Source organism: Nostoc sp. (genome assembly GCF_036917975.1).
Classification (GTDB): Bacteria; Cyanobacteriota; Cyanobacteriia; order Cyanobacteriales; family Nostocaceae; genus Nostoc.
Genome location: NZ_JBALEJ010000087.1, coordinates 1 through 24,924 on the forward strand (window position 1 = coordinate 1; position 24,924 = coordinate 24,924).

General features: G+C 43.3%; 23 protein-coding genes and 1 pseudogene. 13 read left to right on the top strand and 11 right to left on the bottom strand.

Going from position 1 to position 24,924, the window contains the following annotated elements:
• Positions 1-218 precede the first annotated feature (218 nt).
• The 8 genes and pseudogenes from V7K76_RS28645 to shc form a co-directional block, all read right to left on the bottom strand.
• Entirely contained in the window at positions 219-1,277 is a 1,059-nt protein-coding gene (locus V7K76_RS28645; RefSeq protein WP_334774552.1) for a substrate-binding domain-containing protein, read from the bottom strand.
• Positions 1,278-1,726: 449 nt separating this feature from the next.
• Positions 1,727-2,308, bottom strand: a pseudogene (locus V7K76_RS28650) (Uma2 family endonuclease).
• 68 nt (positions 2,309-2,376) lie between these two features.
• The gene (locus tag V7K76_RS28655) at positions 2,377-3,555 is read right to left on the bottom strand and encodes a DNA double-strand break repair nuclease NurA (protein WP_334774551.1); all 1,179 of its coding nucleotides are present in this window, start codon (positions 3,553-3,555) and stop codon (positions 2,377-2,379) included.
• A 187-nt stretch (positions 3,556-3,742) separates the two neighbouring features.
• Positions 3,743-3,931: a hypothetical protein gene (locus V7K76_RS28660; protein ID WP_334774550.1), complete on the bottom strand. Its 189-nt coding sequence runs from the start codon at positions 3,929-3,931 to the stop codon at positions 3,743-3,745.
• A gap of 179 nt (positions 3,932-4,110) precedes the next feature.
• Positions 4,111-4,452 carry a cupin domain-containing protein gene (locus V7K76_RS28665; protein WP_334774549.1) on the bottom strand — a complete coding sequence of 114 codons (342 nt, stop codon included), beginning with the start codon at positions 4,450-4,452 and terminating at the stop codon, positions 4,111-4,113.
• Positions 4,453-4,676: 224 nt separating this feature from the next.
• A complete protein-coding gene (locus tag V7K76_RS28670; RefSeq protein WP_334774548.1) occupies positions 4,677-5,057 on the bottom strand; it encodes a hypothetical protein in 381 nt (126 codons plus the stop codon).
• Positions 5,058-5,113: 56 nt separating this feature from the next.
• A complete protein-coding gene (locus tag V7K76_RS28675) occupies positions 5,114-5,314 on the bottom strand; it encodes a hypothetical protein (protein WP_334774547.1) in 201 nt (66 codons plus the stop codon).
• An 852-nt stretch (positions 5,315-6,166) separates the two neighbouring features.
• Positions 6,167-8,083 (bottom strand): squalene--hopene cyclase, encoded by a 1,917-nt coding sequence (gene shc, locus V7K76_RS28680; protein ID WP_334774546.1) that lies wholly within the window; start codon positions 8,081-8,083, stop codon positions 6,167-6,169.
• A 168-nt stretch (positions 8,084-8,251) separates the two neighbouring features.
• On the opposite strand from shc, the gene V7K76_RS28685 reads away from it, so the two are divergent.
• Positions 8,252-9,475 carry a glycosyltransferase gene (locus V7K76_RS28685; RefSeq protein WP_334774545.1) on the top strand — a complete coding sequence of 408 codons (1,224 nt, stop codon included), beginning with the start codon at positions 8,252-8,254 and terminating at the stop codon, positions 9,473-9,475.
• A gap of 11 nt (positions 9,476-9,486) precedes the next feature.
• Here V7K76_RS28685 and V7K76_RS28690 read toward each other — a convergent pair whose 3' ends face one another.
• Entirely contained in the window at positions 9,487-9,900 is a 414-nt protein-coding gene (locus V7K76_RS28690; RefSeq protein ID WP_334774544.1) for an HNH endonuclease, read from the bottom strand.
• Position 9,901: 1 nt separating this feature from the next.
• Positions 9,902-10,282 carry a hypothetical protein gene (locus V7K76_RS28695; RefSeq protein ID WP_334774543.1) on the bottom strand — a complete coding sequence of 127 codons (381 nt, stop codon included), beginning with the start codon at positions 10,280-10,282 and terminating at the stop codon, positions 9,902-9,904.
• A 252-nt stretch (positions 10,283-10,534) separates the two neighbouring features.
• Between V7K76_RS28695 and V7K76_RS28700 the strand changes: the two genes are divergently transcribed.
• Positions 10,535-10,717, top strand: coding sequence for a hypothetical protein (locus tag V7K76_RS28700; protein ID WP_334774542.1), 183 nt, complete (start codon positions 10,535-10,537; stop codon positions 10,715-10,717).
• A 587-nt stretch (positions 10,718-11,304) separates the two neighbouring features.
• Here the strand turns inward: V7K76_RS28700 and V7K76_RS28705 are convergent.
• Positions 11,305-11,655 carry an ArsR/SmtB family transcription factor gene (locus V7K76_RS28705; protein WP_334774541.1) on the bottom strand — a complete coding sequence of 117 codons (351 nt, stop codon included), beginning with the start codon at positions 11,653-11,655 and terminating at the stop codon, positions 11,305-11,307.
• Between the two features lie 80 nt (positions 11,656-11,735).
• Between V7K76_RS28705 and trxA the strand changes: the two genes are divergently transcribed.
• The 11 genes from trxA to V7K76_RS28760 all read left to right on the top strand — a co-directional run bounded on the left by trxA (position 11,736) and on the right by V7K76_RS28760 (position 24,652).
• A complete protein-coding gene (gene trxA, locus V7K76_RS28710; protein ID WP_012412473.1) occupies positions 11,736-12,059 on the top strand; it encodes a thioredoxin in 324 nt (107 codons plus the stop codon).
• A gap of 160 nt (positions 12,060-12,219) precedes the next feature.
• Positions 12,220-13,014 carry an SDR family NAD(P)-dependent oxidoreductase gene (locus tag V7K76_RS28715; RefSeq protein WP_334774540.1) on the top strand — a complete coding sequence of 265 codons (795 nt, stop codon included), beginning with the start codon at positions 12,220-12,222 and terminating at the stop codon, positions 13,012-13,014.
• Between the two features lie 178 nt (positions 13,015-13,192).
• Positions 13,193-14,305 carry an alkene reductase gene (locus V7K76_RS28720; RefSeq protein WP_334774539.1) on the top strand — a complete coding sequence of 371 codons (1,113 nt, stop codon included), beginning with the start codon at positions 13,193-13,195 and terminating at the stop codon, positions 14,303-14,305.
• A gap of 254 nt (positions 14,306-14,559) precedes the next feature.
• Positions 14,560-15,225 (top strand): nitroreductase family protein, encoded by a 666-nt coding sequence (locus V7K76_RS28725; protein ID WP_334774538.1) that lies wholly within the window; start codon positions 14,560-14,562, stop codon positions 15,223-15,225.
• Between the two features lie 131 nt (positions 15,226-15,356).
• Positions 15,357-16,652: an MFS transporter gene (locus tag V7K76_RS28730; RefSeq protein WP_334951068.1), complete on the top strand. Its 1,296-nt coding sequence runs from the start codon at positions 15,357-15,359 to the stop codon at positions 16,650-16,652.
• 4 nt (positions 16,653-16,656) lie between these two features.
• Complete coding sequence (locus tag V7K76_RS28735; protein WP_334774536.1) at positions 16,657-17,346, top strand: SDR family NAD(P)-dependent oxidoreductase; 690 nt, start codon at positions 16,657-16,659, stop codon at positions 17,344-17,346.
• A 34-nt stretch (positions 17,347-17,380) separates the two neighbouring features.
• Positions 17,381-18,157 (top strand): class I SAM-dependent methyltransferase, encoded by a 777-nt coding sequence (locus V7K76_RS28740; protein ID WP_334951071.1) that lies wholly within the window; start codon positions 17,381-17,383, stop codon positions 18,155-18,157.
• Between the two features lie 65 nt (positions 18,158-18,222).
• Positions 18,223-18,921: a glutathione binding-like protein gene (locus V7K76_RS28745; RefSeq protein WP_334951073.1), complete on the top strand. Its 699-nt coding sequence runs from the start codon at positions 18,223-18,225 to the stop codon at positions 18,919-18,921.
• Positions 18,922-19,192: 271 nt separating this feature from the next.
• Positions 19,193-19,462 carry a YciI family protein gene (locus V7K76_RS28750; RefSeq protein ID WP_334774533.1) on the top strand — a complete coding sequence of 90 codons (270 nt, stop codon included), beginning with the start codon at positions 19,193-19,195 and terminating at the stop codon, positions 19,460-19,462.
• Positions 19,463-20,134: 672 nt separating this feature from the next.
• Entirely contained in the window at positions 20,135-20,923 is a 789-nt protein-coding gene (locus tag V7K76_RS28755) for a Tab2/Atab2 family RNA-binding protein (protein ID WP_334951076.1), read from the top strand.
• Positions 20,924-20,974: 51 nt separating this feature from the next.
• On the top strand, positions 20,975-24,652 hold the full coding sequence (locus tag V7K76_RS28760; protein ID WP_334774531.1) for an EAL domain-containing protein: 3,678 nt from the start codon (positions 20,975-20,977) through the stop codon (positions 24,650-24,652).
• Positions 24,653-24,924: the final 272 nt, after the last annotated feature.

Here is a 24,924-nt window from a genome sequence, read left to right on the forward strand (position 1 = left end):
TCCTCAATGTGATTCAGTATATCACTCATATTTTCGTGTTAAAAAAGTTCTCATGATCTTCTTTTACCACAAAATATACTATTTTGGAGATGTCTTTTGATTACTTTTCTCACGGATAGTCTGCTTTATTTGTTGGACAATTACAGTATTACCAACGAGAATAGCTATGATCAACCCGACAGACACAACTGAACCTGTAAAAAACTTTGTCGAGATTTTCATTTTACCGGAACAGAAATTAAGTTGAGATATTTTCGGAGTTGCTGGATAGGAGCATAATCTGAAGGAGTAACAAGGGTGTATCCGGCTGACTCAGTTCCTAAAATATCCTCAAGACCTTCTGGGCTACTAATAAAAGCCTGTTTTAGACGTTGGATTAACTCAGGTGATAGTTTTTTAGATACTACTATTGGAGAATTTGGTATAGGAGCAGATTCCCATATAATTCTGGAGTTTTGAGATGTTAGCTTGCCACTTTTTTGCCGTTTCAAGTAGGATGAAATATTAGTTGCTGCGGCATCAACAATGCCATCTTCTAATGCAGCCATACTGTTGCTATGACTACCAGCATAGAGGACTTGAGCAAAATCCCGATCATAATCAATTCCTAGTTTTTTGAACGTTACCAGAGGCATCAAATACCCAGAGGTTGATAATTTGTCTACAAAGGCAATGCGTTTACCTTTGAGGTCTTTTAAGGTTTTGATGAGACTATCTTTTTTGACAATGATACACGCACGATACCAGGGTTGTCCCGTATGTTTATCAATAGGAGCAACCAACGGTTCGACTTTAGCACCCCTGTCTACTGCCTCAAGATAGCTCATAGGCCCTAAATAAGCCATGTCCAGCTTATCCTGTAGTAGCCAGTCAATGATTTGTTCATAGTCTTTAGCAATCTGAAAATCTACTGAACTAGCGATCGCACCTTGTACTTTCCCAATATCTGATGTTTTGTGTCTCCCTTGTCCCCCTATTATCTTTGATTGCGAATCAGTATTAACCTTTTGTCCAAGGGATTGCTCTAGGTATTCTTTTAGGGGTTTAATCATCCGTTCTTGCTCTGTCTGGCTTTGTGTAAGTAGTATCCCAATTCTTAAACTTGGTAAGTTCTGTTGACTTGAGACACTATCCACAACAGGCTGATTCTTCTGAGATGCTTTTCCAGTACAGCCTGTACTTAGTAGCGCCATAATTATCGCTACAATCAAAACTCTACTTTTACTGAATAAGCGATATCTAGTAAAGCGCCACGGTGCTACCAAGCACTTGTTCATAAAATTAAATTTAAGTTATAGATAGTTGATCTCAGAGTACTCAATGACTAATACAAGAAGGCAAAAGTAAAAAGACAAAAGTAAAAAGAAAGAATGCTTATTTTGTAAGCTTTCTGACTATTTTAAATGGGTGGTTTATTTACGCCGTGTTGGACTAGTTACTTACGAATAAAAACGTAATGAACTTGATAGATAGTAAAGCCAATAAGTACCTACTAGTTTTTACTGAGTAAGCTAGCTGTTAACTTAGTTCTCTACTAAATAAAGGGTTCCCTAAAAAGCTGTAAAGTAAACATTTAGATTTTAAATTTAAGATAAGAAGTGTTACATAAACTGAGTTAACCAGAAATTTTCTTTGTACTTATCCTGAAGCAGCGAAATACTCTCTTAATAAATGTAACAATTATGAATATTTTTGCATTCTCTGAATCCTTGCTGATTCTTGAGTCCTAGATAATCTGAAAATTTACCGTTTCATAAATATCACTGAATGAAATTTGAAAATTTATAGAAGCTAGTGTTAACAAGGCATCAGTAGATTCATATTCAGTTAGTACCCATTTACCATCTGAGTTTTTAGCAAATTGCTCAACATAAAATTTGTATTGGTCAATCAGAATATATTCTTAAAATTCAGGAATTGAACGATAACAACGAAACTTATCTGATTCATCATAACTTCTGGTTGACTTTGACAAAACCTCAATAATTATTAAGGGGTTTGTAACAGTGGTAGTGCTGTCACTCTCATAGACTGGTTCTCCTGCGATCGCCATCACATCTGGATATGTATATCTTCTGTAGCCCGGTATCCACAAGCGCACATCGCTAGTAAATAAATTATAATTTTGCCCTCTTAAAGCAAATTTTAAATGAGCAATTAAATTAACGATGATATGGTTATGATTGGTTGTACCCCCTGCCATTGGTAGTATTTCGCCATCTAAGTATTCACTTTTGTACTCGGCTGTTTCTTCCAGTGCTAAATATTCTTCACGGGTGTAGTAGCGTTTTTCTGCTTGTGTTTGCATAGAAGCCACCATAAACCAAAGTAGATAAATACAATTTATCGCAGCTTATTCACTATCTCCTGCCTCCTTCACGCAATACTCCCGCGCTTTCGGGCTTCTTTGTAGGAGGTTCCCACATTTTTTAAACCAGCTTTAATCATTTGTTGTTCGAGGAGGGCAAAGAAACGCGCTCGATCGCCACCTTTTACCACTGCTTGATTATGGGCTTCAGCGATCGCTACAGGGTAGCCGTATCCTTTCTGCACTTGTGCTAACATCAGTCCCAGAGCTTGATCTAACATGGCTGCATTCTCTGCTACCCATGCCGGGACTTCGATTCGGGCGATTTCGGTGCCAACGTGGACATAACAAAAGTAAATTGTTTGATCGCCGTAAAGTTCGAGAATGGGAGAATTACTGCGCCACAAGGTACTGCGTTGTCCTGGTTTGAGTCGGGTTGCCCAAACAGAAGTATCTCGCAACTGTTCAAAAATTTTACAAGGTACTTTTTCTAGCTGATTTGGGCAATGACTTTTACAGTCTGGCGCTGGATGGGGACAAGCTAACAACCGTAAAAAGTTCATTGTTTCAATGCTGCGAGAGGCGCTAAGATAGCCCATCAACGGAATTCGAGCATCACGCATTTGCTGCCAAGCTTCGAGAATGGGGGGTAAAATGCGATCGCGTGCATCCATCGGCAACTGTTCTAAAAACCAGTAAATTAGCGAACCATCTACCATTGCTAGCGCTGGCGTTTCCTTTTGCGCTGCATCACACGCCAGTTCTGCCAACACCGTTGCTTCGGAAGCAGTGCGGCGAAAACTCATCCATTCCTCAGTTCTAATTCCCCACTGCCGAGACATATATAAATCTTCTGGGCGATAAAATACTTCTGGCAAACTATCGAGTAGCGGATGGCGATTTTGTCCGTAGTGCAAGACGACTCTGCCGATATTCAGGAGATAACAATAAGCAATTTCGTGATGGTTGGGGGCAATTTGGGAACCATCGGTAGCGATGACAGTATGAATTTTTGGGGGAACTGGAATATCAATGCAGGTTTCTAGCGGTTCAATTGGGGTAGCATTAGCAAAGAGAATGCGATCGCGCCATTTTTCCTGGCGATCGATTAAATCTTGTTGAGACTCGTAAGCATTTTTTAAATGTTGTTGTGCCAGTTCTAAACGCTGACGACTGGCAGCAGCTTCTAAAGTAAGATGCTGACTTAAACCCTGCATTTGTCGCGCTAGTTTTGTTAGGTCAAGCATAAAAGTTAAGTGCTAAGTGAGGAGTGAATATTTATCAGTTAGAAATTTTCCTAATTCCTAATTATTTATCTATATCTTTTAAATATCTTGCTTTGCAGCCATTATGCTAGCAAAATAATTCGTAATTGATAATGACATTCTCATACTCATAGGACTTACGCACGAGTTAGGGAATAACGTAGACGCATTAGCGAAGCGGTAGCGACGTTCGCGCAGCGTCTCGCAGAGAAGGAGCGTCAGCGGCTTGCCGCAGGCTACCGCAGAGGCGCAGAGAACACGGAGAAATCAGAGTTGCGATCGCACTTGACCAGTTAGCAGCAACCGCCGATATGCGGACAATTATTCTCGTTGGTTCGACGATAAAAACCCGAACCATCAAGCACTTGCTGGTTCGGGTGTATAGGTAAATACGCTTGGGTTAAGGGCTACTGGCAACAATTTTGGGTTTTCGAGACGCGATAAATCGCCGTCAAGACAAGTGTTTTGGCCTGATCTGAACTGTTTTGGTGTATAGGTTGCAAGGTATTCGGCTATGGTGTTTCATCTGTGTGTGGTTCAATTTTCATCCCGTCCGTGAACTTGAGCAGGCGGACTAGTTGCCTCAACAGCAGTAAATGATTCTAGGATTTTGTATGTGTGGCTGGCTCCTTTGGGTACAACCCAAGAACTCCCAGGTTCTAGCAAAATCATTTGTCCTTCAATGTGCAACTCGGCACGACCACTAATTACATAACCAACTGTTTCATAGTCGCGCGAACTTGGCTCTTTGTGTTCGTTTGGTTGTTCCTTTTCCCAAAGACGCATGGCAACTTCTTTGCCAGAAGCAAGATATTTTTGACCGAGTTTACCTTTAGGGGAATGGGTAGAATCTATTTTTGTAACGGTGGTATCACTCATATTAAACCAATGAAATTAGGGTTTGAGTACAACTTTGATGCAGTTATTTATTCCTTAGTAATGATTTCTGATTCGTTAAAATCAAGATAAATAATCATAAATTTATCTTGATTTAGAGACGCGATAATTATTGCGTCTCTCTAATTAATCAAAGCTTATTCGACTATGTACAAGTCAAATTTTTCGACTCACAATGTTCTACCAAATTAGCTGATATTTTTCAGTTATTTGTTAGAAGTATTGCGATAATAACCTTCTCTTTCTCTATTAGAGGATGAAGCTTTATCTTCGGTTGTGTTTCTTGTCGGATCAAAAAACTCTTTTGTAGCTTCAGGAGTTTTTTCATCCAAATTTAACTTTTCACGGATATTATCAACAGCACTTTTTAAGGGATTTTGGCTGTTTGTGATTTGGGTATCATTTCTAATTTCACCTTGCTCATTTGGTGTTCCCTTGTAATAAGTACCCTCTGGAGTTTTAACATCGGCTTGTGCTACGTTAACATTGCTAAAAGCCTGACCTAGTAAAAACATAAATCCGACTAGAAAAACTACAAGGATTTGAGAAATGTGAATATTTTGCAGCCATGAAATTACTCGATTCATAAAAACCTCAATTGCATTATGTTGGGTGTACAGTCTAAAATGCTGAATGACATTTATCATTCAGGTTTTAAGAATAACTTTGATGCAGTTATCCTTTTTTGTTGAAAAATGTGATAGCCTAACAAACTAACAGCATCAATGTCACAGCTACCACTGATCTCTTTCAACACTTTGCCAGCATTAACTTCTGTGGGGTCAGTCGAAAAGCCCACATTTTCGGAGTTAATTATCTCTGCTTTGGCAAACTTTTTCGCCATTTATAGGCGTTCGAGAAAGTGAATAAGGGCGATCGCTTTTTTGGCTCCCATCATCTAAACACTTAAGTTAATAACTAAAAACTTTAACCGAGTACCGTGGGTTTAAATCCCCCGGTTCAATAACCGGCAAGTTTTGGGTCGGGGTCTAAATCCCCGTCACAAAACTTAATTACGAATTACGAATTACGAATTATTTAACTACAATTTGATTGACGATGAATTTATACTTACAATCCTATGGTGCGATCGCTAGTTTAGCTTCGTTCCCAGGGGATAGATTCATTTATTAGCTATACACCTCTAGTTAGACAAAGGATTTCCAGTTAAAAAAATATCCCATCCCTGTGGCAATATTGCTCGGATAAGCAGGGGAGGCAAAACTCAACACCAGCCTCCATTCCCCCCCTGCTCAAGAACAGCTTGCCTCAACCAAGAAATCACAAAACCTACGCAGTATTGAATATTGATCCCTGTGGGACACTCCACGAACATAGGAGCGCAAGCACTTGCGCCTCTACAAAATATACAAATAATTTAGGATAATTTTTTATTTGGAAGTCCCTGAGTAAGAACAACAATTAGGGACTTCCAATTAACAATTCAAAATTCAAAATTTAAAATTAAAGACATTTCAGACAGGGATTTAAACCCCGACTGAAATGGGTGCTACATGTAGATGTAGGGGTCTTAAACCCTTTAATTTACGATAAAAAAATAATTAATCGCTTTGGGGAGACTTGGAGAGATATTGCTACCTTGTCCCCCTTGTCCCCCTTGTCCCCCTTTTCTACCTTGTCCCCTGCTCCTATTGGATGCAAAAATTGAGTAATTTAATTTTTGGATTTCCCTTAACTAACCTTTTTGAATCACTGCTTGATAACGACCTAGCGCAATTAAAGGAAAGTATTGTTGATACAGATGATACTTGAGATAAAAATGGCAAGGGAAGCCAGTACCCGTAAAGTCTGACTCAAACCAAGTACCATCAGCCTTTTGAGTTGCTACTAGATAGCTAATTCCCCGCTCAATCACCTCAAGAGCTAATTTACCATTTGCTTCACCTGCTGCTATCAACCCTATTATTGCCCAAGCAGTTTGAGATGCAGTACTATTTCCTTTTCCTTTGAGACTGGGATCGTCGTAGCTGCGGCAAGTCTCACCCCAACCCCCATCTGGGTTTTGACATCCAATTAACCAAGCTGCTCCTCGTTCTATACTGAGTTTATACTTTTGAGGATCGATTAAGGCCAAAGCTGATAAAACGCCACTAGTACCGTAGATATAATTTACACCCCAACGACCAAACCAACAGCCTTCGGTTTCTTGTTCGCGTAGAAGATAAGTTAGCGATCGCTCTAAACTATCACTATCAATTGACAAATCACAAGCACCAAGCATTTCTAGCACTCTAGCCGTAACATCTGCGGTGTTTGGATCGATCATGGCTTTTAAGTCACCATAAGGAATAGAGTTGAGCCAATCTTGATCGTTATCTAAATCAAAAGCAGCCCACCCACCTGGTTTACATTGCATAGATGCAATCCAGTTTAAGGCCCGAGCGATCGCAGCTTGCTTGATTTTTTCATTAGGGAGTTTCGCCAAATGTAGCGCCATCACCACCACAGCCGAGTCGTCTACATCGGGATAAAAGCGATTCTCAAACTCAAAAGCCCAAGCCCCTGGTTTTCCTTGGCGATTTTTGACAGACCAATCTCCATAATCTAAAATTTGTTTTTGCAACAACCATTCGCCAGCCTTGACTACAGTCGGATGATCTGGTGCAAAGCCAGATTCTACTAAAGCACGCATCGCCCAAGCTGTATCCCAAACAGGTGAAACACAAGGTTGTACCCGATAGCTATTGTCTGTTTCAATGGCAAAGTTATCAATTGCTTGCAACCCTCTTTCTACAATGGGGTCATTTCGGTCATAATCCAGACACCGCAAAGCCAGCATAGAATTCAGCATCGCCGGAATAATGCCGCCCCAGTCGCCTGTAGCTTCTTGGCGCTCTAAAATCCATTTTTCGGCGGCTTTGATGCCTTCTTGGCGAAAGGGTACTAAATTAAGGCTTTCCGCCAACTTGAAACCCCGATCGAGGGTGAGGAATAAATCTGTCCAATCGCCACTTTGAGGTAATTCCCACCGGACTCGATCGACACCTTCAGCGTATAGCTCATCTAGATTGATCCCTGAGTCGGTGAGAAAAACAGGTTTGCGATCGCATACAATCAGTAATGGTACTGTACTGGAACGTGCCCAGCTAGACATCTCGTAGATATTGACAGGGAAAGCTTTCGGCAATAGCATCACCCAAGCTGGTAGCGAGGGAATACCGCGCCAGTTGTAGCAGCCAATCAAAGCTAAGTGCAACTTGGTAAAAATCCGAGTTTTGCTGATCCCACCTCGTTGGAGAATAAAAGTTTTCGCCCGAACCATTCCTGGATCGGTTGCTGGTACACCTAGCAATCTTAGAGCCATATAGGCTTCAACCGAGGTGCTAAGTTCTCCGCCATCACCGTAGTAAAGTTCCCAGCCGCCATGCTGCCGTTGTTCTTGACGCAAATATGCTTCAACTTTGTGTAAAGCTCTTGTTTGGTCTGTTCCCCAAATTTTATGTAGGAGGACGACTTCAGCAGTGATGGTGACATTAGATTCTAACTCTGCCCACCAGTAACCTGCCGGATTTTGAATTGAAAGCAGATATTGTTGGCTAGCTGCGATCGCTTCTGCGACTTGATTGACTTTTACCCTGTCTTGTGTTTGCATCAAATCCTATTTAACCTCAACACCCAACCCTAGTTTTGAATACGGCAATCCGATAAAAAATTTTTCCTATATCAGTAGACATAGTATTGTGTCTGAGTCAGTGAAAATTTGCAATAGGTCATTCTTTTTTTTGAATTTTGAATTTTCAATTGGAGCGAAGCGACGGTCATGGATGTAATTGTATTAGGATTGATGCTCTTATCCTTGACAATTTGGTTAGGATTACTGTGTTTTTGGGGACAATTTTGGCGGACAGACCAGCAATTAGAGGTAGAGACGTTGTATACAACGTCTCTACAATCGTTACCTGTGGTTTGTGCCGTCGTTCCAGCCCGTAATGAAGCTGAGTTGATACCAACTAGTTTGCGATCGCTCCTACTCCAAGATTATCCTGGTTCTTTCAACGTATTTTTGGTAGACGATCGCAGCACAGACCGGACAGCAAATTTTGCTGAAGGGGTTGCACACGCTGTCGGTAAACCCCAACAACTGCATATTATCTCAGGTGAATCACTACCTCCTGGTTGGTCAGGCAAACTTTGGGCAGTTGAGCAAGGTATCAAGAGCGCTAGTAAATTTGCACCTGACTATTTTTTGCTAACTGACGCAGATATCGAACACGATCCTGGCCATCTCCGCCGACTCGTTGCCAAAGCTCTCCAAGAAGATTTAGATATGGTTTCGGTAATGGTGCGACTCAGGTGTAAAAGCTTTTGGGAAAAACTTTTGATTCCAGCCTTCGTCTTTTTCTTCCAAAAACTCTATCCTTTTCGCTGGGTAAATAATCCCAACAATCCCACAGCAGCCGCCGCCGGGGGATCTATTCTGATCGCCCGTGAAGCTTTAGAGCGAATTGGGGGTATCCAAGTCATTCGCCAAGCTTTAATAGACGATTGCGCGTTGGCTCAGGCTGTTAAGAACAGTGGGGGAGTGGTGGGGGATAAGAGGACAAGCCCAATGCCCAGTCAAGGGCGTATCTGGCTAGGATTGAGTACTTTGACTTGCAGTCTGCGTCCCTATGATTCGCTGGTGACGATTTGGGATATGGTTGCCCGTAGTGCCTATACTCAACTGAATTATTCTCCATTACTACTATTGGGAACTTTAGTAGGAATGCCTCTGATTTATCTAGTTCCACCTGTGTGTGTAATTCTAGGTGCAGTTTGGGGCAATTGGGCGATCGCACTTACAGGTATATTAGGATGGCTCTTAATGGCTTTCGCTTACTACCCGACGATTCGCTTTTATAAATGTTCTTCCTGGTTAGCATTTAGTTTACCTGCGATCGCTTTTCTCTATACTCTGATGACTCTAGACTCAGCATTACGTCATTGGCAAGGGCGTGGCGGCGCTTGGAAAGGAAGAGTTTATCCCAGTTCGGATAATTTCTAATCGGGATAGAATTACGGGTATTGTCCTTGACTTATCAACAATTGTCGAGAAAGCACCCGATTCGGAACATTAAATTGAAGTAATCTTGCAGTCCCTTGACCAATTTGAGTTTTTCCTTCTATTCTGGCATTTTCAAGATAAAAATGTTCATCCCAGACCAGGCGGCGGGGATTAAACAATGGGACAATTTCTTGAGTAAATTGGTCTATAGTAGCGAAATCAGAGCCTTTATGACGGTTACAGGATAAACATGAAAGTGCCAGATTCTCAGCAGTAGTTTCACCCCCATGTTTGACGGCAATAATATGGTCTACTTCATGGGTATAAATAGAAAAACTTTGATGGATTTGGCAATATTCACAGCGTGCTGAAGCTCTCTGGAACACTAACCTACGGAGTTCCACAGAAATCGAATTAGAAGTCATGTTAGCTGATTGCAGAATAAGCTCGTGCTTTTAATAAAATCATCATCTGCTCTAGCTGCTCGTAAACATCTAATTCTGCTAATTCCATTTGATCGAGTGTTGCAGAGCGATTTTTTTCTAGTAATTCTTGTAGGCGTGTTTGAGATTGAAATGAAACTTTAAAATTAATAATTTCTTCTGGTTTTGGCCCCTTAATCAAAAAATCAATAACTTCTTGATAAACTGCTGGAATATTTGTAGTCTCAGGATTAACTGTTGGCTGAATATTTGTTGGTAGATTAACAACGTCTAGTAATCGCCAAAGCAATTCGGGTAAGCGATTTTGCAGAGGTTCTAAACGTTGAGCTAGTTCATCGGGAATTTGAATGGTGAATTCTGCCATTGGTGCTTTTGTTGCGATTTTGCACTTTTAAGAATATGTGTTGTATCCTAATTATAGCTTTCAAATCTACCTCCGCATCAGATGCCATTGTTTTGATCCGGGCATCACACCCCAAGACTTAGCGGCACGTAGATTTTTTTTGGATCGACCGTTTTATATTTCATCAGTGATTTGTCCTTCTCAAAAGCGATCAAATTATAAGGCACGAATGCTAAAACTAAAGTAAGCCAAAAGTGGTTAATTAAAAGAATTATGACAACCGCAACACCAACAATTAATCCTGTTACTGTCCCCAAAAAGCTGCCTTTTCTGGAGTCCATTTGTTGGCAAACTTCTGATGTCTATCGCTTTACTCCAGTACAAATGCTGAGTCGCTACGAGCGTGGTTGGCAATACAGCACTTACGGCAGCTATGAGGTACATCCCCAAATCTGAAAGCTTTGATAGGAGAGGGCAAGGAGAAAAACTGTATTGCATAATAGCCGGAAGCGCTGTATCGCAACCTATTTAATAATCTTGAGGGTGAAGAACTCAATTTTCTTCAGGAACTCGCCAGACGCTATAAATCCTGGTTGCAAGTTTATTTATGATCTCCAGATTTGAACATCATAATAAAATTCTCACAGTTATTGAATCCTTAGATTCTGAGATACTTAGGAAGAGGCAAGAGATTTAATTGATCTAGCTATTCTCAGGCTGCGATCGCCAATACCTCAAGTATCAATTGAGAAGGCTGAAAAAGCATATCAGGTTATGCGCCCTTTGAAAAGAGCGTAGGCGTAGCCCGTCGTAGACATCGCACTCTTTCAGGAAAGACCAGATTACAGGGAAAAATGCTTTCTCGGTCTGCAAGTCGATCGATCTCAGATACCCAAAATTATCGATGGTATTGATTTGCTCTCTACAGATTTAGGTTTATCTCACACTCCAAGGACTTTTCAAGAACAACATGATGTCTTTGCTGATTTAGAAACACAAAAAGAAAAACGAGCAGATTATTAAACACACAATGCCCAATACCCCTAAATCCTTGAAGCCGTTTGTTTAGCACTCGCAGGGCTAACAGGCAATGGTTGAGCGGCTTTCAATACCACATCCAGCAACCCTGGAAACAGCATCTCTAAATCTTCACGCCGCAGGATGTTAATATGGTGTGTCCCTTCTTTGCGTGTCAAGACTATCCCCGACTCCCGCAAAATCTTGAAGTGATTGGACATAGTAGACTTAGCGATCGCAAAATCAAATCTCGCACAGCATTGTTCCCCCTCAGTCGCCAGCAGCCGCACAATCTCTAGCCGCACTGGATCGCCCAATGCATATAACACTCCCGGTAAAGAAATATTTTTTCGATCTGGATGATAAAGAAATCTCATAGTTGCATTATCTCATCAGGTGGCATATATTTTTATTATTCGATATTATCGAATTATAGAATTAATTAGGAAGGCAATTTATGTCATCCATTACAAATGTCACAGAAGCCACATTCAAGCAAGAAGTCTTAGAAAGTGAAATTCCCGTATTAGTGGACTTTTGGGCCCCGTGGTGTGGCCCTTGCCGGATGGTTGGCCCAGTCGTCGATGAAGTTGCTGCTGAATACGAAGGACAGGTGAAATTTGTGAAGTTGAACACAGATCAAAATCCTACTGTCGCTAGCCATTACGGAATCCGCAGCATTCCGACGCTGATGGTTTTTAAGGGAGGTCGGCAGGTTGATACTGTCGTCGGGGCAGTGCCAAAAACTACCTTGAATAAGACCTTAGCACAGCATCTTTAATTTGAGTGCTGAGTGCTGAGTGCTGAGTGCTGAGTGCTGAGTTAGGAGTTAGGAGTTAGGAGTTAGGAGTTAGGAGTTTTGTTTATCCCCCTCATCTCCCCCTACTTCCTAGTCCCTAGTTCCCTGCTCATTTTGTTTCAATTAACGGGGAAAGAGCGAAATGGACTTGAAACTGTATGGTAAATCCGCGTTGGTGAGTGGCTCAACCGCAGGCATTGGTTTAGCGATCGCTCTTGGGTTGGCTCAAGAGGGTGCATCAGTAATTATCAATGGTCGGTCTGAAGAAAGAGTAGCTCAAGCGATCGCTAAAATTCAGCAAAGTACACCCGATGCGAAAGTTTCCGGTGTTGTTGCTGACACCGGCACGGCATCAGGGGTAGAACAACTTTTTGAAAAAGTTCCTCACGTTGATATTCTCATCAACAATTTAGGTATTTATGAGCCAAAAACCTTCTTTGATATTACTGATAAAGATTGGTTAAACATATTTGAGGTTAACGTCCTCAGTGGAGTCCGCTTGAGTCGGCAATATCTGCAAAAGCAGCTAGAGCAAAACTGGGGACGGATAATTTTTATCTCCAGCGAGTCTGCTATTCAGATCCCAGTGGAAATGATTCACTACGGCACAACCAAGACAGCGCAACTAGCCATTGCGCGAGGACTAGCAGAAATCACTGTCGGCACTGGAGTCACAGTAAACTCAGTCCTACCAGGGCCAACGCGCTCCGAAGGCGTTGAAGAGTTTATTTCTCAACTAGCACAGGAACGTGGTATTAGTCCAGCAGAAGTAGAGGCTGAATTTTTTCAGAATGTGCGTCCAAGTTCCTTAATCAAGCGCTTTGCAACTAATGAAGAAGTAGCAGCGATCGTAGTTTATCTTTCTAGTCCCGTAGCATCAGCAACTAATGGTGCAGCTTTGCGGGTAGATGGTGGCGTTATTCGATCGATTGTTTAGGGACTGGGGACTGGGGACTGGGGATTCAAATCTCGTTTCCAGTCTCCGACTGGAAATGCAACTCAAAAGCGGCTCTGCCGCCAAGAAGCGAGGCGGAGCCTCAACGACGAGCATTCCCAGTCGGAGACTGGGAACGAGGCAATGCCCAATGACTAAAAATAATTTGGAGATATAATCAATGACAACTGATATAAACTTATTCTCTTCTTATCAATTAGGGAATCTGGAATTACCTAATCGGATAGTAATGGCACCTTTAACCCGAAATAGGGCAGCTAAGGGAAACGTCCCATACGAACTTAATGCTACCTACTATGCTCAACGTGCTTCCGCCGGACTGATTATTTCTGAAGCAACACAGGTAACTCCTGAAGGGCAAGGCTATCCCGCGACACCAGGAATTCATTCACCAGAACAGGTGGAGGGATGGAAGTTAGTAACTGATGCCGTACATCAGCAGGGAGGAAGAATTTTTCTGCAACTATGGCACGTCGGCAGAATTTCTCACCCAGACTTACAACCAAATGGAGTTTTACCTGTAGCACCTTCTGCGATCGCTCCTAAAGGTGAAGCTTCAACTTTTGAGGGGCCAAAACCTTTTGTTACTCCCCGTGCTTTAGAAACATCGGAAATACCGCAAATTGTTGAACAGTACCGTCAGGGGGCGGCAAATGCTCTAGCGGCCGGGTTTGATGGGGTGGAAATTCACTCAGCTAATGGTTATCTAATAGATCAGTTTCTTCGGGATGGCACTAATCAACGTACAGATAAATATGGGGGTGGCATTGAAAATCGTGCCCGATTCCTCTTGGAAGTAACAGAGGCGGTAACTACTGTCTGGGATTCTAACCGAGTTGGGGTACGTTTCTCTCCTAGTGGGACTTTTAACGATATCCATGACTCCAATCCTCTGGAGACATTCGGTTATGCGGCTCAAGCATTGAACCAGTTTAATTTGGCATATCTACATATTTATGAGGCAACAGAGGCAGACATCAGACATGGCGGAATAATTGTACCCACCAGTCATATACGCGATCGCTTTACAGGTACACTCATCGTCAATGGTGGTTATACTCGTGAAAAAGGCGATGCTGTACTGGCAAACAAAGCCGCAGATTTAGTTGCCTTTGGCACATTATTTATATCAAATCCCGATTTACCCCGACGCTTGGCTTTGAATGCACCACTAAATCAACCAAATCAAGCAAGCTTTTATGGTGGCGGTGAAAAGGGATATACAGACTATCCATTTTGGTCGGCTGCTAATGAGTCGGTAGCTAATGTGTAATTCGTAAGCTAATGTAATTTTAATTTGCATAACTAGGGCGCTCATGTTGCCCACCCCACAAGAGTTTTAATTGCAGGTAATATGCAGGTTAAATATCCAACAGCTTAATTCGTAATTTTCCCTTGGGCGTACTGTAGGCAAGTTGTTTGTTCGGAAACAAGGAATAATTTTTATTTTTGTTTGATGAATAAATACATTCGCTTGTATGCTAATTACGAATTGTTTGGTCATAATCCAACCATCAGGAGAATCTCATGAGTACCGTCATCCAAACCCAAGCTTTAGATGTACCTAGCGCGATCGCTAAACGTCGTTCAATCAAAACTTTTAAAACAGACCCCATTGCCCCAGAACTGCTCAAACAACTGGTAGAGTTAACCGTGGCAGCGCCCAGCAGCTATAATATCCAGGGCTGGCAAATTATTCTTGTGCAAGATGAGGCGCAAAAGGCAGCTTTATCAGCAGCATCATGGAATCAACAGCAAATTGTCCAAGCACCAGTTACCTTTGTGTTTGCTGCTGATGCAACTGCATCTGAAACAAACTTGAACCCGATCATTGAACAGGCTCTTGCAACTGGGGCATGGAATGAAGGTACGGCAAATTATTTTAAAACAGCTATTCCGCAATTTCAACAGGGGCTAGGAGACAAGCAACGGGAGTATGCCATCAAAGATGCGATTATTGCTGCTACCCATTTGGTGTTAGCGGCAGAAAGTCTGGGATTATCGACTTGTTTTATGAACGGTTGGATTGAGGATCAGGTAAAGGAAGTCATTGGTGCTGGGGATAATCCAGATTTAGCGATCGCTGTTTTAGTCCCTGTTGGCTATGCAGCCGAACCACGCTTAAATCCCGGTCGTTTGCCATTCTCTTCTAACGTCTCTGTGGATAGAATTGGCAACCCTTATGCAGGGTAAATTTTCCTAAATGGGGAATGGGGCATTAGGCATTGGGCATAGGGCATAGGGCATAGGGCATAGTTATTCCCCTTGTCCCCCTGTCCCCCACTCACCAATCCCCAATCCCCAATCCCCACTCCCTACTCATCATGTCCTTAGCCTCCTTCCTAGCACGTCGTTCTTTTCACTATGGCTGGATCGTTGCAGGTTTAACATTTTTAGCCTTGCTGGTTGCAGCCGGAATTCGCTCTGCTCCTGGAGTTTTTATAGTACCTCTCGAACAGGAGTTCGGCTGGAGTCGAGCAACTATATCTTTGGCAATCTCCATTAATTTGGTACTCTATGGATTAATTGGCCCTTTTGCTGCCACAGTTATGGAGCGGATCGGCATTCGGCGGATGATGGTGTTTTCGCTTGCTATCATTGCTCTCGGTGTCGGTTTAACCACTTTGATGTCAGCATCTTGGCAGCTAGTCTTGCTGTGGGGTGTAGTTGTCGGTTCTGGTAGCGGAGTTATTGCCCTAGTTTTGGGTGCTATTGTCGTCAATCGCTGGTTTTTAGAAAAGCGGGGTCTAGTTCTGGGCATCTTAACTGCCAGTACAGCTACGGGGCAACTGGTGTTTTTACCCATGCTGGCTTCAGTCGCCGATCGCTTTGGTTGGCGAATTGCGGCTCTAGGTCTTAGTGGTGCAGCACTTTTAATTATTCCAGCGATCGCAGTCTTGATGCGCGATCGCCCGGCGGATGTTGGTTTGCGACCCTTTGGCGACAACCGCGAAACGGTAGAAGTGTCACAGCCCAAAGTCAATTCTATCGCCTCCACCCTTAACGCCCTCTGGCTGGGAATGGGTAAGCGCGACTTCTGGCTGTTATTTGGTAGCTTTTTCATCTGTGGTGCTAGCACAAATGGGTTAATTGGTACTCATCTAATTCCTGCTTGTATTGACCACGGTATCCCGGAAGTCAAGGCGGCGGGTCTTTTGGCAATCATGGGACTATTCGATTTTTTCGGAACTACTATGTCCGGTTGGCTATCTGATCGCTGGAACAATCGCTACTTATTGTGCTGGTACTACGGACTGCGGGGTTTGTCTTTGATTTTCTTGCCCTTCAGTTTCAACTTTTCCTTCTATGGGCTTTCCATTTTCGCCGTCTTCTACGGACTTGATTGGATTGCCACCGTACCACCAACAGTCCGTCTGGTTGCCAACGTCTTCGGTAAAGAAAATGTCGGCGTGATGTTCGGTTGGATTGTCGCCGGACACCAGCTTGGTGCAGCGACAGCAGCATTCGGAGCCGGAGTCTTGAGAACTTGGACGGGTAGTTATTTACAAGCGTTTATTTTATCAGGCGTTCTCTGTCTGATTGCCGCAGTTTGTGTACTGCAAATTGGTCAAAGTCCCACTAAGGGCAATTCACAGTTATCTTCAGTTATGGAAAATTAAATTTATGGCAACAACAGCTTTAATTGTCGGTGCAGGTAATGGACTAAGCGCTTCTTTAGCCCGCCTATTTGCCAAAGAAGGATTCACCGTAGCTTTAGCAGCTCGCCAAATTGAAAAACTCACTCAATTGAGCAGTGAAATTGGGGCAGTTAGTTTCGCTGCTGATGCTTCAAAGCCGGATGAAGTAGAACAGTTATTTATTGATATCGAGCAAAAAGTCGGTTCCCCGAATGTTGTTATTTACAATCCCAGTTTTCGGGTGCGGGGGCCTCTGGTTGATCTAGACCCTGGTGAGGTGGCAAAAACCCTAGATGTCACTGCTTATGGTGGCTTTCTCGTCGCCCAAGCTGCTACCAAAAGGTTTTTGCAACTTGGCGGCGGTGCTATATTTTTTACTGGAGCTTCAGCCAGTGTTAAGGGTTATCCGCTTTCTGCTCCCTTTGCAATGGGGAAATTTGCACTGCGCGGTTTGGCTCAGAGTATTGCTAGAGAATTAGCACCAAAGAATATCCATGTAGCGCATTTCGTGATTGATGGTGGAATCCGTTCAGCAGTTCGCCAAGATCCAGTAGATAATCCTGATAGTACTCTTGACCCGGATGCGATCGCTCAAACTTATCTCAGCATTCTCCGCCAACCCCGCAGTGCTTGGACTTGGGAAGTAGAACTACGTCCCTGGGTAGAGAACTTCTAGTCTAGACAATTGTTACAAAAATAGTTTTGTAGGTATGAAAATTGATTTTGGTGCAACTGCTACTGATTATGCAAAACACCGCGCTGGCTTTCCCAGTTCATTATTTAATAAACTGTCTGAATATGGTATAGGTTTACCAGGGCAGAATATTGTTGACCTTGGTACAGGAACAGGAACACTAGCGCGGGGCTTTGCTGATAGAGGTGCTTATGTAATCGGCATCGACCCATCAGTGTCACTTTTAGAACAAGCCAGACAGTTAACCGAATCTGTCCAACTCCAAGTAGATTATCGAGTCGCAACTGCCGAGAATACCGAGTTACCAGATGCCAGTGCTGATGTAGTCACGGCTGGACAGTGTTGGCATTGGTTTGATCGTCCGCGTGCCGTCCAGGAAATTACTCGGATATTGAGAAGAAATGGCTCGATCGCGATCGCTCATTTTGATTGGATACCCTTAAAAGGTAATATCGTTGAAGCCACAGAACAATTGATCGAAGCTCATAATCCCACCTGGAATATGGGCGGCGGTAATGGCTTACATCCCCTGTGGTTACAAGATATTGGCGAAGGAGGATTTAGAGAAATCCGCACATTTTCTTACGATGTATTTGTACCTTATACACAGGTCGCTTGGCGGGGACGAATTCGTGCTAGTGCCGGTGTGGGAGCCAGCTTGACACCAGAAAAGGTAGAAATATTTGACCAAGAATTGGCGACATTACTCGAAGCAAGATATCCTACACCGATTCTTGAAGTTCATCATAGAGTTTGGGCTGCGATCGCTAAATCACCGCAATCTAATTCGTAATTCGTAATTCGTAATTCGTAATTAAGAGATGTCTGTACAATTGCACAATTTTAGGAAAAATAACCATGATTGAACTTTATTATTGGACAACTCCAAACGGTCATAAAATTACGATTTTCTTGGAAGAAGTCGGCTTACCCTATACCATAATTCCTGTGAATATTGGGGCTGGGGATCAATTTAAGCCAGAGTTTTTAAAAGTTTCTCCTAACAATCGAATTCCGGCGATCGTTGACCACGAACCAACTGATCGAGGTGCGCCAATTTCGGTATTTGAGTCGGGGGCAATCTTGCTATATTTGGCAGAAAAAACTGGCAAATTAATTCCCCAAGATATACGTCATCGCACTCAAGTTTTAGAATGGTTGTTCTGGCAAATGGCAGGACTAGGGCCAATGGCGGGACAAAATCATCACTTTAGCGGCTATGCTCCCGAAAAGATTGAATATGCTATTAACCGCTACGTGAATGAGACAGGACGCTTATATGCAGTACTGAATAAGCAATTAGCAGATAGAGAATTTGTAGCGGGCGATTATTCCATCGCCGATATTGCCGCCTATCCCTGGATTGTGTCCCATGAACGCCAAAGTCAAAATCTAGAGGATTTTCCTCACATCAAGCGCTGGTTTGAGACAATTAAAGCTCGTCCGGCAACAATTCGCGCCTACGAGAAAGCCGAAGCCTTGAAAACTCAAGCACTCGATCCAGATAAATCACGAGATTTGTTATTTAACCAGTCGGCGAAAACTATTCAGCTTTAACAAACAGAATTCAGGAGTCAGAATTCAGAATTGAATTCTGAATTCTGTGCTACTGGCGGATAGCGCCGGCGGCAAGCGAGTATTTTCGAGTCGCGTCTGAATAAATGGGTTTAAGTCCCACACTAAATCGGAGATTTAGTGGTCTTCAATGAGTGGTGGGTCTAAATCCCCCACTCATTAATTCTGACTCCTGAATTCTGACTTCTGAATTCTTTTTTAAGCATTCTGGGATGAGTAATATCTTATTAACCAGTAGGAGTAACAAGCAATTATGCCTAAATATGTACTTTGGGGGACTTACAGCGAAGATGTTCTCGAAAAACGCGTCCCCTACCGTCAAGCTCATTTAGACGGATTAGCAAAACAGAAAGAATCCGGTGTGCTGATTACTATCGGTCCTACCAAGGATGTTACAAAAGTTTTTGGGATTTACGAAGCCGAAGACGAAGCGATCGTGCGCGAGTTAATTGAAAATGATCCCTACTGGAAAAATGGCATCTGGACTGAATATTCTGTCAAAGAATGGATTCAGGCTTTTTAAATTAGTCACACAATTTTGGATTTTAGATTTTAGATTTTAGATTTTAGATTTACCCCATGCCTGAAGTCAGGGGCTTGTAATTTAATTTTAGATTTTGGATTTTAGATTTATTCCACGAGTAAATTCGGGGGCTTGAGACCTTTTTAAATTTTGAATTTTGAATCTTCAATTCCATTATCCAAAATTTAAAATCTAAAATTCGGTCATTAGTCATTGGACATGGGAGAATGGCACTAAGTTAAGATACAGCCCTTGCGCTGACTAGTTCCTAGGCTCCAGGCTAGGAACCAATTCTGGGAGGCTCCGCCTCCTCTTTCTTGACCAGAGGCGGAGTCTCTCAGAATACATTCCCAGCCTCCAGTCTGGGAACGAGGCTACACATGCTTTTGGGCTTTTCTTAGTGCCATTCGGACATGGGATGGGGTATTGGTTGTCGTAAATTAAAGGGTTTAAGAACCTGCAATCCACATGTAGCACCCATTTCAGTCGGGGCTTGTCTTGAGAAATCGCTCCACTTGGGATGCATCCCAAAACCGCGTTTCTCGCTAAATCCCCATCTGAGATGTCTTTAATTTTGAATTTTGTTAGCGCAGCGTTAGCGAGTCTGCGAGCGTCATTTTGAATTTTGAATTGTTAATTCTCCCTCATCCCACTCCCCACTCCCTACATAATATGAAAATTTGGCAGGTTGATTTTTATCGTCGTCCCTTAGAGGATGCATCTGGACAAGTTTTATGGGAGTTGTTGATTTGTGACGCAACTCGCAGCTTTGAATATGAAGCTACCTGTCTCCAGTCAGCAGCAAATTCTAATTGGGTTGCTGCTCAACTTGAACTAGCATCTGGGGAAAAATTGCCGAATGTGATTCAGGTGTTTCGTCCTCAATCTCTCAGTTTAATTGAGGCGGCTGGACGCAATTTAGGTATTAATGTCGAACCTACCCGCAACACCTTGGCATTAAAGCAGTGGTTACAAGAAAAGCAATATCCCTCAACCCTGGATAAACCACCCCCAACACCATTACCAGAAAACCTCTGGGGAGAACAATGGCGTTTTGCGAGTTTAGCTGCTAGTGATGTAGAAACGAGATTTAGCGATCGCCCCATTCCCATTTTGCACATCCCAGAACATCTCAAACCCATCAATTTGGGTTTGGCATCAACATTACCCGTCCCTGGTGTCGTAATTTATGGTGGACGGCAATCAATGCGCCTAGCACGGTGGTTGCAGCAAGCCCGTCCTGTAGCATTAAACTATATCTCTGGCGCACCAGACGGCTTAATATTAGAAGCTGGTTTAGTCGATAGGTGGATTGTTGCCACATTTGAAGATTCAGAAGTTACAACAGCAGCCCAAGCATTTGAACAACGCAAAAAGCATTGCCGAGGATTGCATTTTTTGTTAGTTCAACCCGATGATTCTGGCATGACTCATAGCGGCTTTTGGCTATTGCAGAATTAGCCCTTATAGTTGTCAGATAACTTGATAGTAGATTGATTATCTGATAACTTGATGCTGGAATTTTGGAAAAGCCTTCTTGCTTATAAACAGTTTATACCCCACGGTCATTGCTATCTTTGGAAATCAGACTTAGTGGGGCTGCATATTTTATCCGATAGTTTAATTGCACTTGCTTATTATTCAATTCCCGTCACCTTAATTTATTTTGCCCGCAAGCGTCAGGATTTGCCGTTCAACTGGATATTTCTGCTATTTGCTACATTTATTATTAGTTGTGGTACCACCCACCTAATGGAGATTTGGACGCTATGGTATCCTACCTATTGGCTAAGTGGTTGCATCAAAGCCATCACGGCTTTACTATCAGTGTACACAAGTATTGTATTGATAGAGTTGATACCAAAGGCACTTGCTCTCCCCAGTTCTGCACAACTGGAGGCAGCCAACCGAGAACTGGAGCGGGAAATCAGCAATCGCAAACAAGCAGAACTCGCACTACAAGAGCGTGAAGGGATGTTGCGGCGAATTGGCGATAATCTTCCCAATGGGGCAATTTATAAAGTAATCCGCGAATTGGATGGCAGCGATCGCTTTGCTTATATCAGCGCGGGGATTGAAAAACTGATGGAAGTCAGCGCAGAAGATGCACTGACAGATTCAAGTTTGCTCTATCGCCAGTTCATCCCAGAGGATGTACCACTCCTGTTGGCAGCAGTCGATGAATCCCTGCGGAATCTCTCGGTGTTTGATATACAACTGCGAATCCAAACGCCCAGCGCTCGCCTTAAATGGTTCCATTTTCGTTCCAGCCCACGCCAATTGGAGGATGGTCGCGTAGTTTGGGATGGGCTGGTGGTGGATGTCACCGACCTCAAACGTGTTGAAGAAATACTACGCAACAGCGAAGCTTTATTAGAAGAATCTCAGCAAGTTGCTCGTTGCGGTAATTGGGAGTTTGAACTTGTAAATGGCAAAATTACCTGGTCAAAGCAGCTTTTTGCCCTCTTTAATCGAGATCCCAGACAAGGAGAGCCGGACTATCAAGAAAATCTGCAACTGTACTGGGCAGAAGACGCAGGAAAATTAGCACAAGCTATGGAGTGGGCAATCTTAACTGGCGAATCCTACAAACTCATTCTGCGTGCGTCTCCAACTTACGAGTCTACTATTTATATTGAGGGGATTGGACATGCAGAATTTAACGCGGATGGAAAAGTAATTCGCCTCTATGGGACTGCCCAAGATGTTACAGAACGGCAAGTCGCACTCAACGAACGCCAACAAGCCGAGGAAGAACTCCGACGCAGTGAAACGCTGCTAGCTACTGCTCAAAAGATTGCCCATCTAGGCAGTTGGGAATGGTACTTAGAGTCTGAGAAACAAATTTGGTCAGCCGAAACCTTCCGCATCTTCGATCTAAATCCTGCTCAATTAGTACCGACACAGGCTATATTTTTCCAGATGGTTCACCCAGAAGACCAACCAGTGTTGAAGAGGTACTTACTACAGGCGATCACCAAGGGAAAACCTTTCAATCTCGAATATCGCATTGTCCGACCTGATGGCTCATTGCGCTACCTGGAGGAGAGAGTAGAGGTAGCTTATAATACTCAGAATCCGACTATTAGACTGTATGGAGCTATTCTAGATATTACAGAACGCAAGCAGGCAGAAATTGCTCTCAAACAAAGCGAGATTCGCTACCGTGCCATTGTCGAAGATCAGACTGAAATGATTGCCCGATATTTACCAGACGGCACACTCACCTTTGTCAACCAAGCTTATGCACTTTATTTTCGGCGATCGCCAGAGGAACTGATCGGCAGCAAGTATCAACCCATTATCTTTGAGGCAGATCAGGAGCGAGTTGCTCAATTAATAGCTTCAACAAGTGCTGATAATCCTGTTGTCATCATTGAGAATCGCGTGCTTCTGGCTTCGGGGGTGCGTTGGACTCAGTGGCATAACCGGATGCTGTTTGACGAGCAAGGATGCTTTATAGAATTTCAAACGGTGGGACGCGATATCACAGCCCTCAAGCAAATCGAAGAAACACTTTTTCAAGAAAAAGAATTAGCTCAGGTGACGTTGGAATCGATCGGAGATGCAGTTATTACCACAGATGCCTTTGGCAGGATTCAATACCTCAATCCGGTTGCAGAATCTCTGATCGGATGTAGTGAAGCATCTGCACAAGGCTTGCCATTATTAGAAGTCTTGAGAATTGTGGATGAAACTACAGGAGAGCCAGTTCAGAACCCAATTGAGCAAGCGTTACAGTCAAATCGAATTGTGGGTTTAGCAAACCATACCATCTTAATTAATCAGAATACTCAAGAGATTACGATTGAAGATTCAGCCGCGCCTATTCGCAATCGCGAGGGACAAATAATTGGCGCGGTTATGGTGTTTCATGACGTGACTCAGAACCGCAAGCTTTCGTCTCAACTATCCTGGCAGGCAACCCATGATGCTTTAACTGGATTGGTGAATCGCCAGGAGTTTGAGCGGCGGGTTGAAGAAGCATTGCGCTTTGCTTTTTTAGACTACCAAGTTCATGCATTGTGCTATTTGGATCTCGATCACTTCAAAATCGTAAATGATACCTGCGGTCATCTAGCTGGAGACGAATTACTGCGTCAAATTACTGCCCTATTGCAGGAGAAGATTCGAAAAACTGACACACTAGCACGGTTAGGCGGTGATGAATTTGGTGTATTGCTGACTCAGTGTACGATAGAGCAAGCTTTACGAGTTGCCAATGAGCTGCTTTCGTGTGTTCAAAAGTTCCGGTTTATTTGGCAAGAGCAGGTATTCTCAATTGGAGTAAGTATCGGCTTAGTCGGTATCGACACGAATAGCGAGAGCCTTACAGAGATTATCAGGACAGCTGACGCAGCTTGCTATAGCGCGAAGAACCGGGGGCGCAATCGCGTGTACTTTGCTCAGACTCACGACCAGGAGCAACTGCAACGGCGTGGGGAGATGCAGTGGGTCAGCCGCATTTCTCAAGCCTTGGAAAATGATTGGTTTTGTCTCTATGCTCAACCCATTGCCGCCATCACCCCAGCAACTCAAAACGGCGACCATTATGAAGTGCTGCTGCGGCTCCGGGATGAGCAGGGAAATTTAGTGCTGCCGATGGCATTTATTCCCGCAGCAGAACGGTACAACTTGATGCACCTGATTGATCGGTGGGTGATTCGGACTCTGTTTAGCAATTGGTCAACCTTCGTTGACGATGAACAAAGTATCTATGCGATTAACCTTTCTGGCTCTAGCATCAACGATGATCAGTTCATTGACTTCCTGCATGAGCAGTTTATCCTACACCCCATCTCACCCCAGCGCATTTGCTTTGAGATTACCGAGACTGTGGCGATCGCCAACCTGATCAAAGCCAAGCAGTTCATTCAGTTACTTCAACGGATAGGCTGTAGCTTCGCATTGGACGATTTTGGGGTAGGGATGTCGTCATTTGCCTATCTCAAGTCTCTGCCTGTGGATTACCTCAAAATTGACGGGAGCTTTATTCGTAACATTGTCGAGAATCCTGTGGATAATGCGATCGTGACAGCAATCACGCACATTGCCAGTGCGATGGGTATTCAGACGATTGCTGAGTTTGTGGAAAATGACGCGATTTTAGAGCGGATTACAGCACTAGGAATTAATTACGCACAGGGATATGGCATTGCAACACCTCGCCCATTGTGGCCAGGAAAATAATTTAAAGATTGAGCAAGCTTAAGCTTAGATTTATGAAAAGAAGTAAGGTTTAAAACCGTACTTCTCTACGAGACGCTACCGCGTAGCAAGATCCCCGTAGGGGTACGTCCCGCTACGCGCTAACACCTGCAAGTGGCGCGTTCGCGGTAGCGTTCGCACGAGAAAGAATCATTGTTTCCCAAGGGTTGTTGAAACCCCACCCGCAAGTGGCGTGGCTGTCTTTAATTTTGAATTTTGAATTTTGAATTGATTCATGATTTTCCTTCACGGAA

Coding starts and splice junctions, on each gene's coding strand:
- V7K76_RS28645 (WP_334774552.1), bottom strand. CDS start 1,277: ATGAACAAGTGCTTGGTAGCACCGTGGCGCTTTACTAGATATCGCTTA.
- V7K76_RS28655 (WP_334774551.1), bottom strand. CDS start 3,555: ATGCTTGACCTAACAAAACTAGCGCGACAAATGCAGGGTTTAAGTCAG.
- V7K76_RS28660 (WP_334774550.1), bottom strand. CDS start 3,931: ATGGTTCGGGTTTTTATCGTCGAACCAACGAGAATAATTGTCCGCATA.
- V7K76_RS28665 (WP_334774549.1), bottom strand. CDS start 4,452: ATGAGTGATACCACCGTTACAAAAATAGATTCTACCCATTCCCCTAAA.
- V7K76_RS28670 (WP_334774548.1), bottom strand. CDS start 5,057: ATGAATCGAGTAATTTCATGGCTGCAAAATATTCACATTTCTCAAATC.
- V7K76_RS28675 (WP_334774547.1), bottom strand. CDS start 5,314: ATGGCGAAAAAGTTTGCCAAAGCAGAGATAATTAACTCCGAAAATGTG.
- shc (WP_334774546.1), bottom strand. CDS start 8,083: ATGCAAACACAAGACAGGGTAAAAGTCAATCAAGTCGCAGAAGCGATC.
- V7K76_RS28685 (WP_334774545.1), top strand. CDS start 8,252: ATGGATGTAATTGTATTAGGATTGATGCTCTTATCCTTGACAATTTGG.
- V7K76_RS28690 (WP_334774544.1), bottom strand. CDS start 9,900: ATGACTTCTAATTCGATTTCTGTGGAACTCCGTAGGTTAGTGTTCCAG.
- V7K76_RS28695 (WP_334774543.1), bottom strand. CDS start 10,282: ATGGCAGAATTCACCATTCAAATTCCCGATGAACTAGCTCAACGTTTA.
- V7K76_RS28700 (WP_334774542.1), top strand. CDS start 10,535: ATGACAACCGCAACACCAACAATTAATCCTGTTACTGTCCCCAAAAAG.
- V7K76_RS28705 (WP_334774541.1), bottom strand. CDS start 11,655: ATGAGATTTCTTTATCATCCAGATCGAAAAAATATTTCTTTACCGGGA.
- trxA (WP_012412473.1), top strand. CDS start 11,736: ATGTCATCCATTACAAATGTCACAGAAGCCACATTCAAGCAAGAAGTC.
- V7K76_RS28715 (WP_334774540.1), top strand. CDS start 12,220: ATGGACTTGAAACTGTATGGTAAATCCGCGTTGGTGAGTGGCTCAACC.
- V7K76_RS28720 (WP_334774539.1), top strand. CDS start 13,193: ATGACAACTGATATAAACTTATTCTCTTCTTATCAATTAGGGAATCTG.
- V7K76_RS28725 (WP_334774538.1), top strand. CDS start 14,560: ATGAGTACCGTCATCCAAACCCAAGCTTTAGATGTACCTAGCGCGATC.
- V7K76_RS28730 (WP_334951068.1), top strand. CDS start 15,357: ATGTCCTTAGCCTCCTTCCTAGCACGTCGTTCTTTTCACTATGGCTGG.
- V7K76_RS28735 (WP_334774536.1), top strand. CDS start 16,657: ATGGCAACAACAGCTTTAATTGTCGGTGCAGGTAATGGACTAAGCGCT.
- V7K76_RS28740 (WP_334951071.1), top strand. CDS start 17,381: ATGAAAATTGATTTTGGTGCAACTGCTACTGATTATGCAAAACACCGC.
- V7K76_RS28745 (WP_334951073.1), top strand. CDS start 18,223: ATGATTGAACTTTATTATTGGACAACTCCAAACGGTCATAAAATTACG.
- V7K76_RS28750 (WP_334774533.1), top strand. CDS start 19,193: ATGCCTAAATATGTACTTTGGGGGACTTACAGCGAAGATGTTCTCGAA.
- V7K76_RS28755 (WP_334951076.1), top strand. CDS start 20,135: ATGAAAATTTGGCAGGTTGATTTTTATCGTCGTCCCTTAGAGGATGCA.
- V7K76_RS28760 (WP_334774531.1), top strand. CDS start 20,975: ATGCTGGAATTTTGGAAAAGCCTTCTTGCTTATAAACAGTTTATACCC.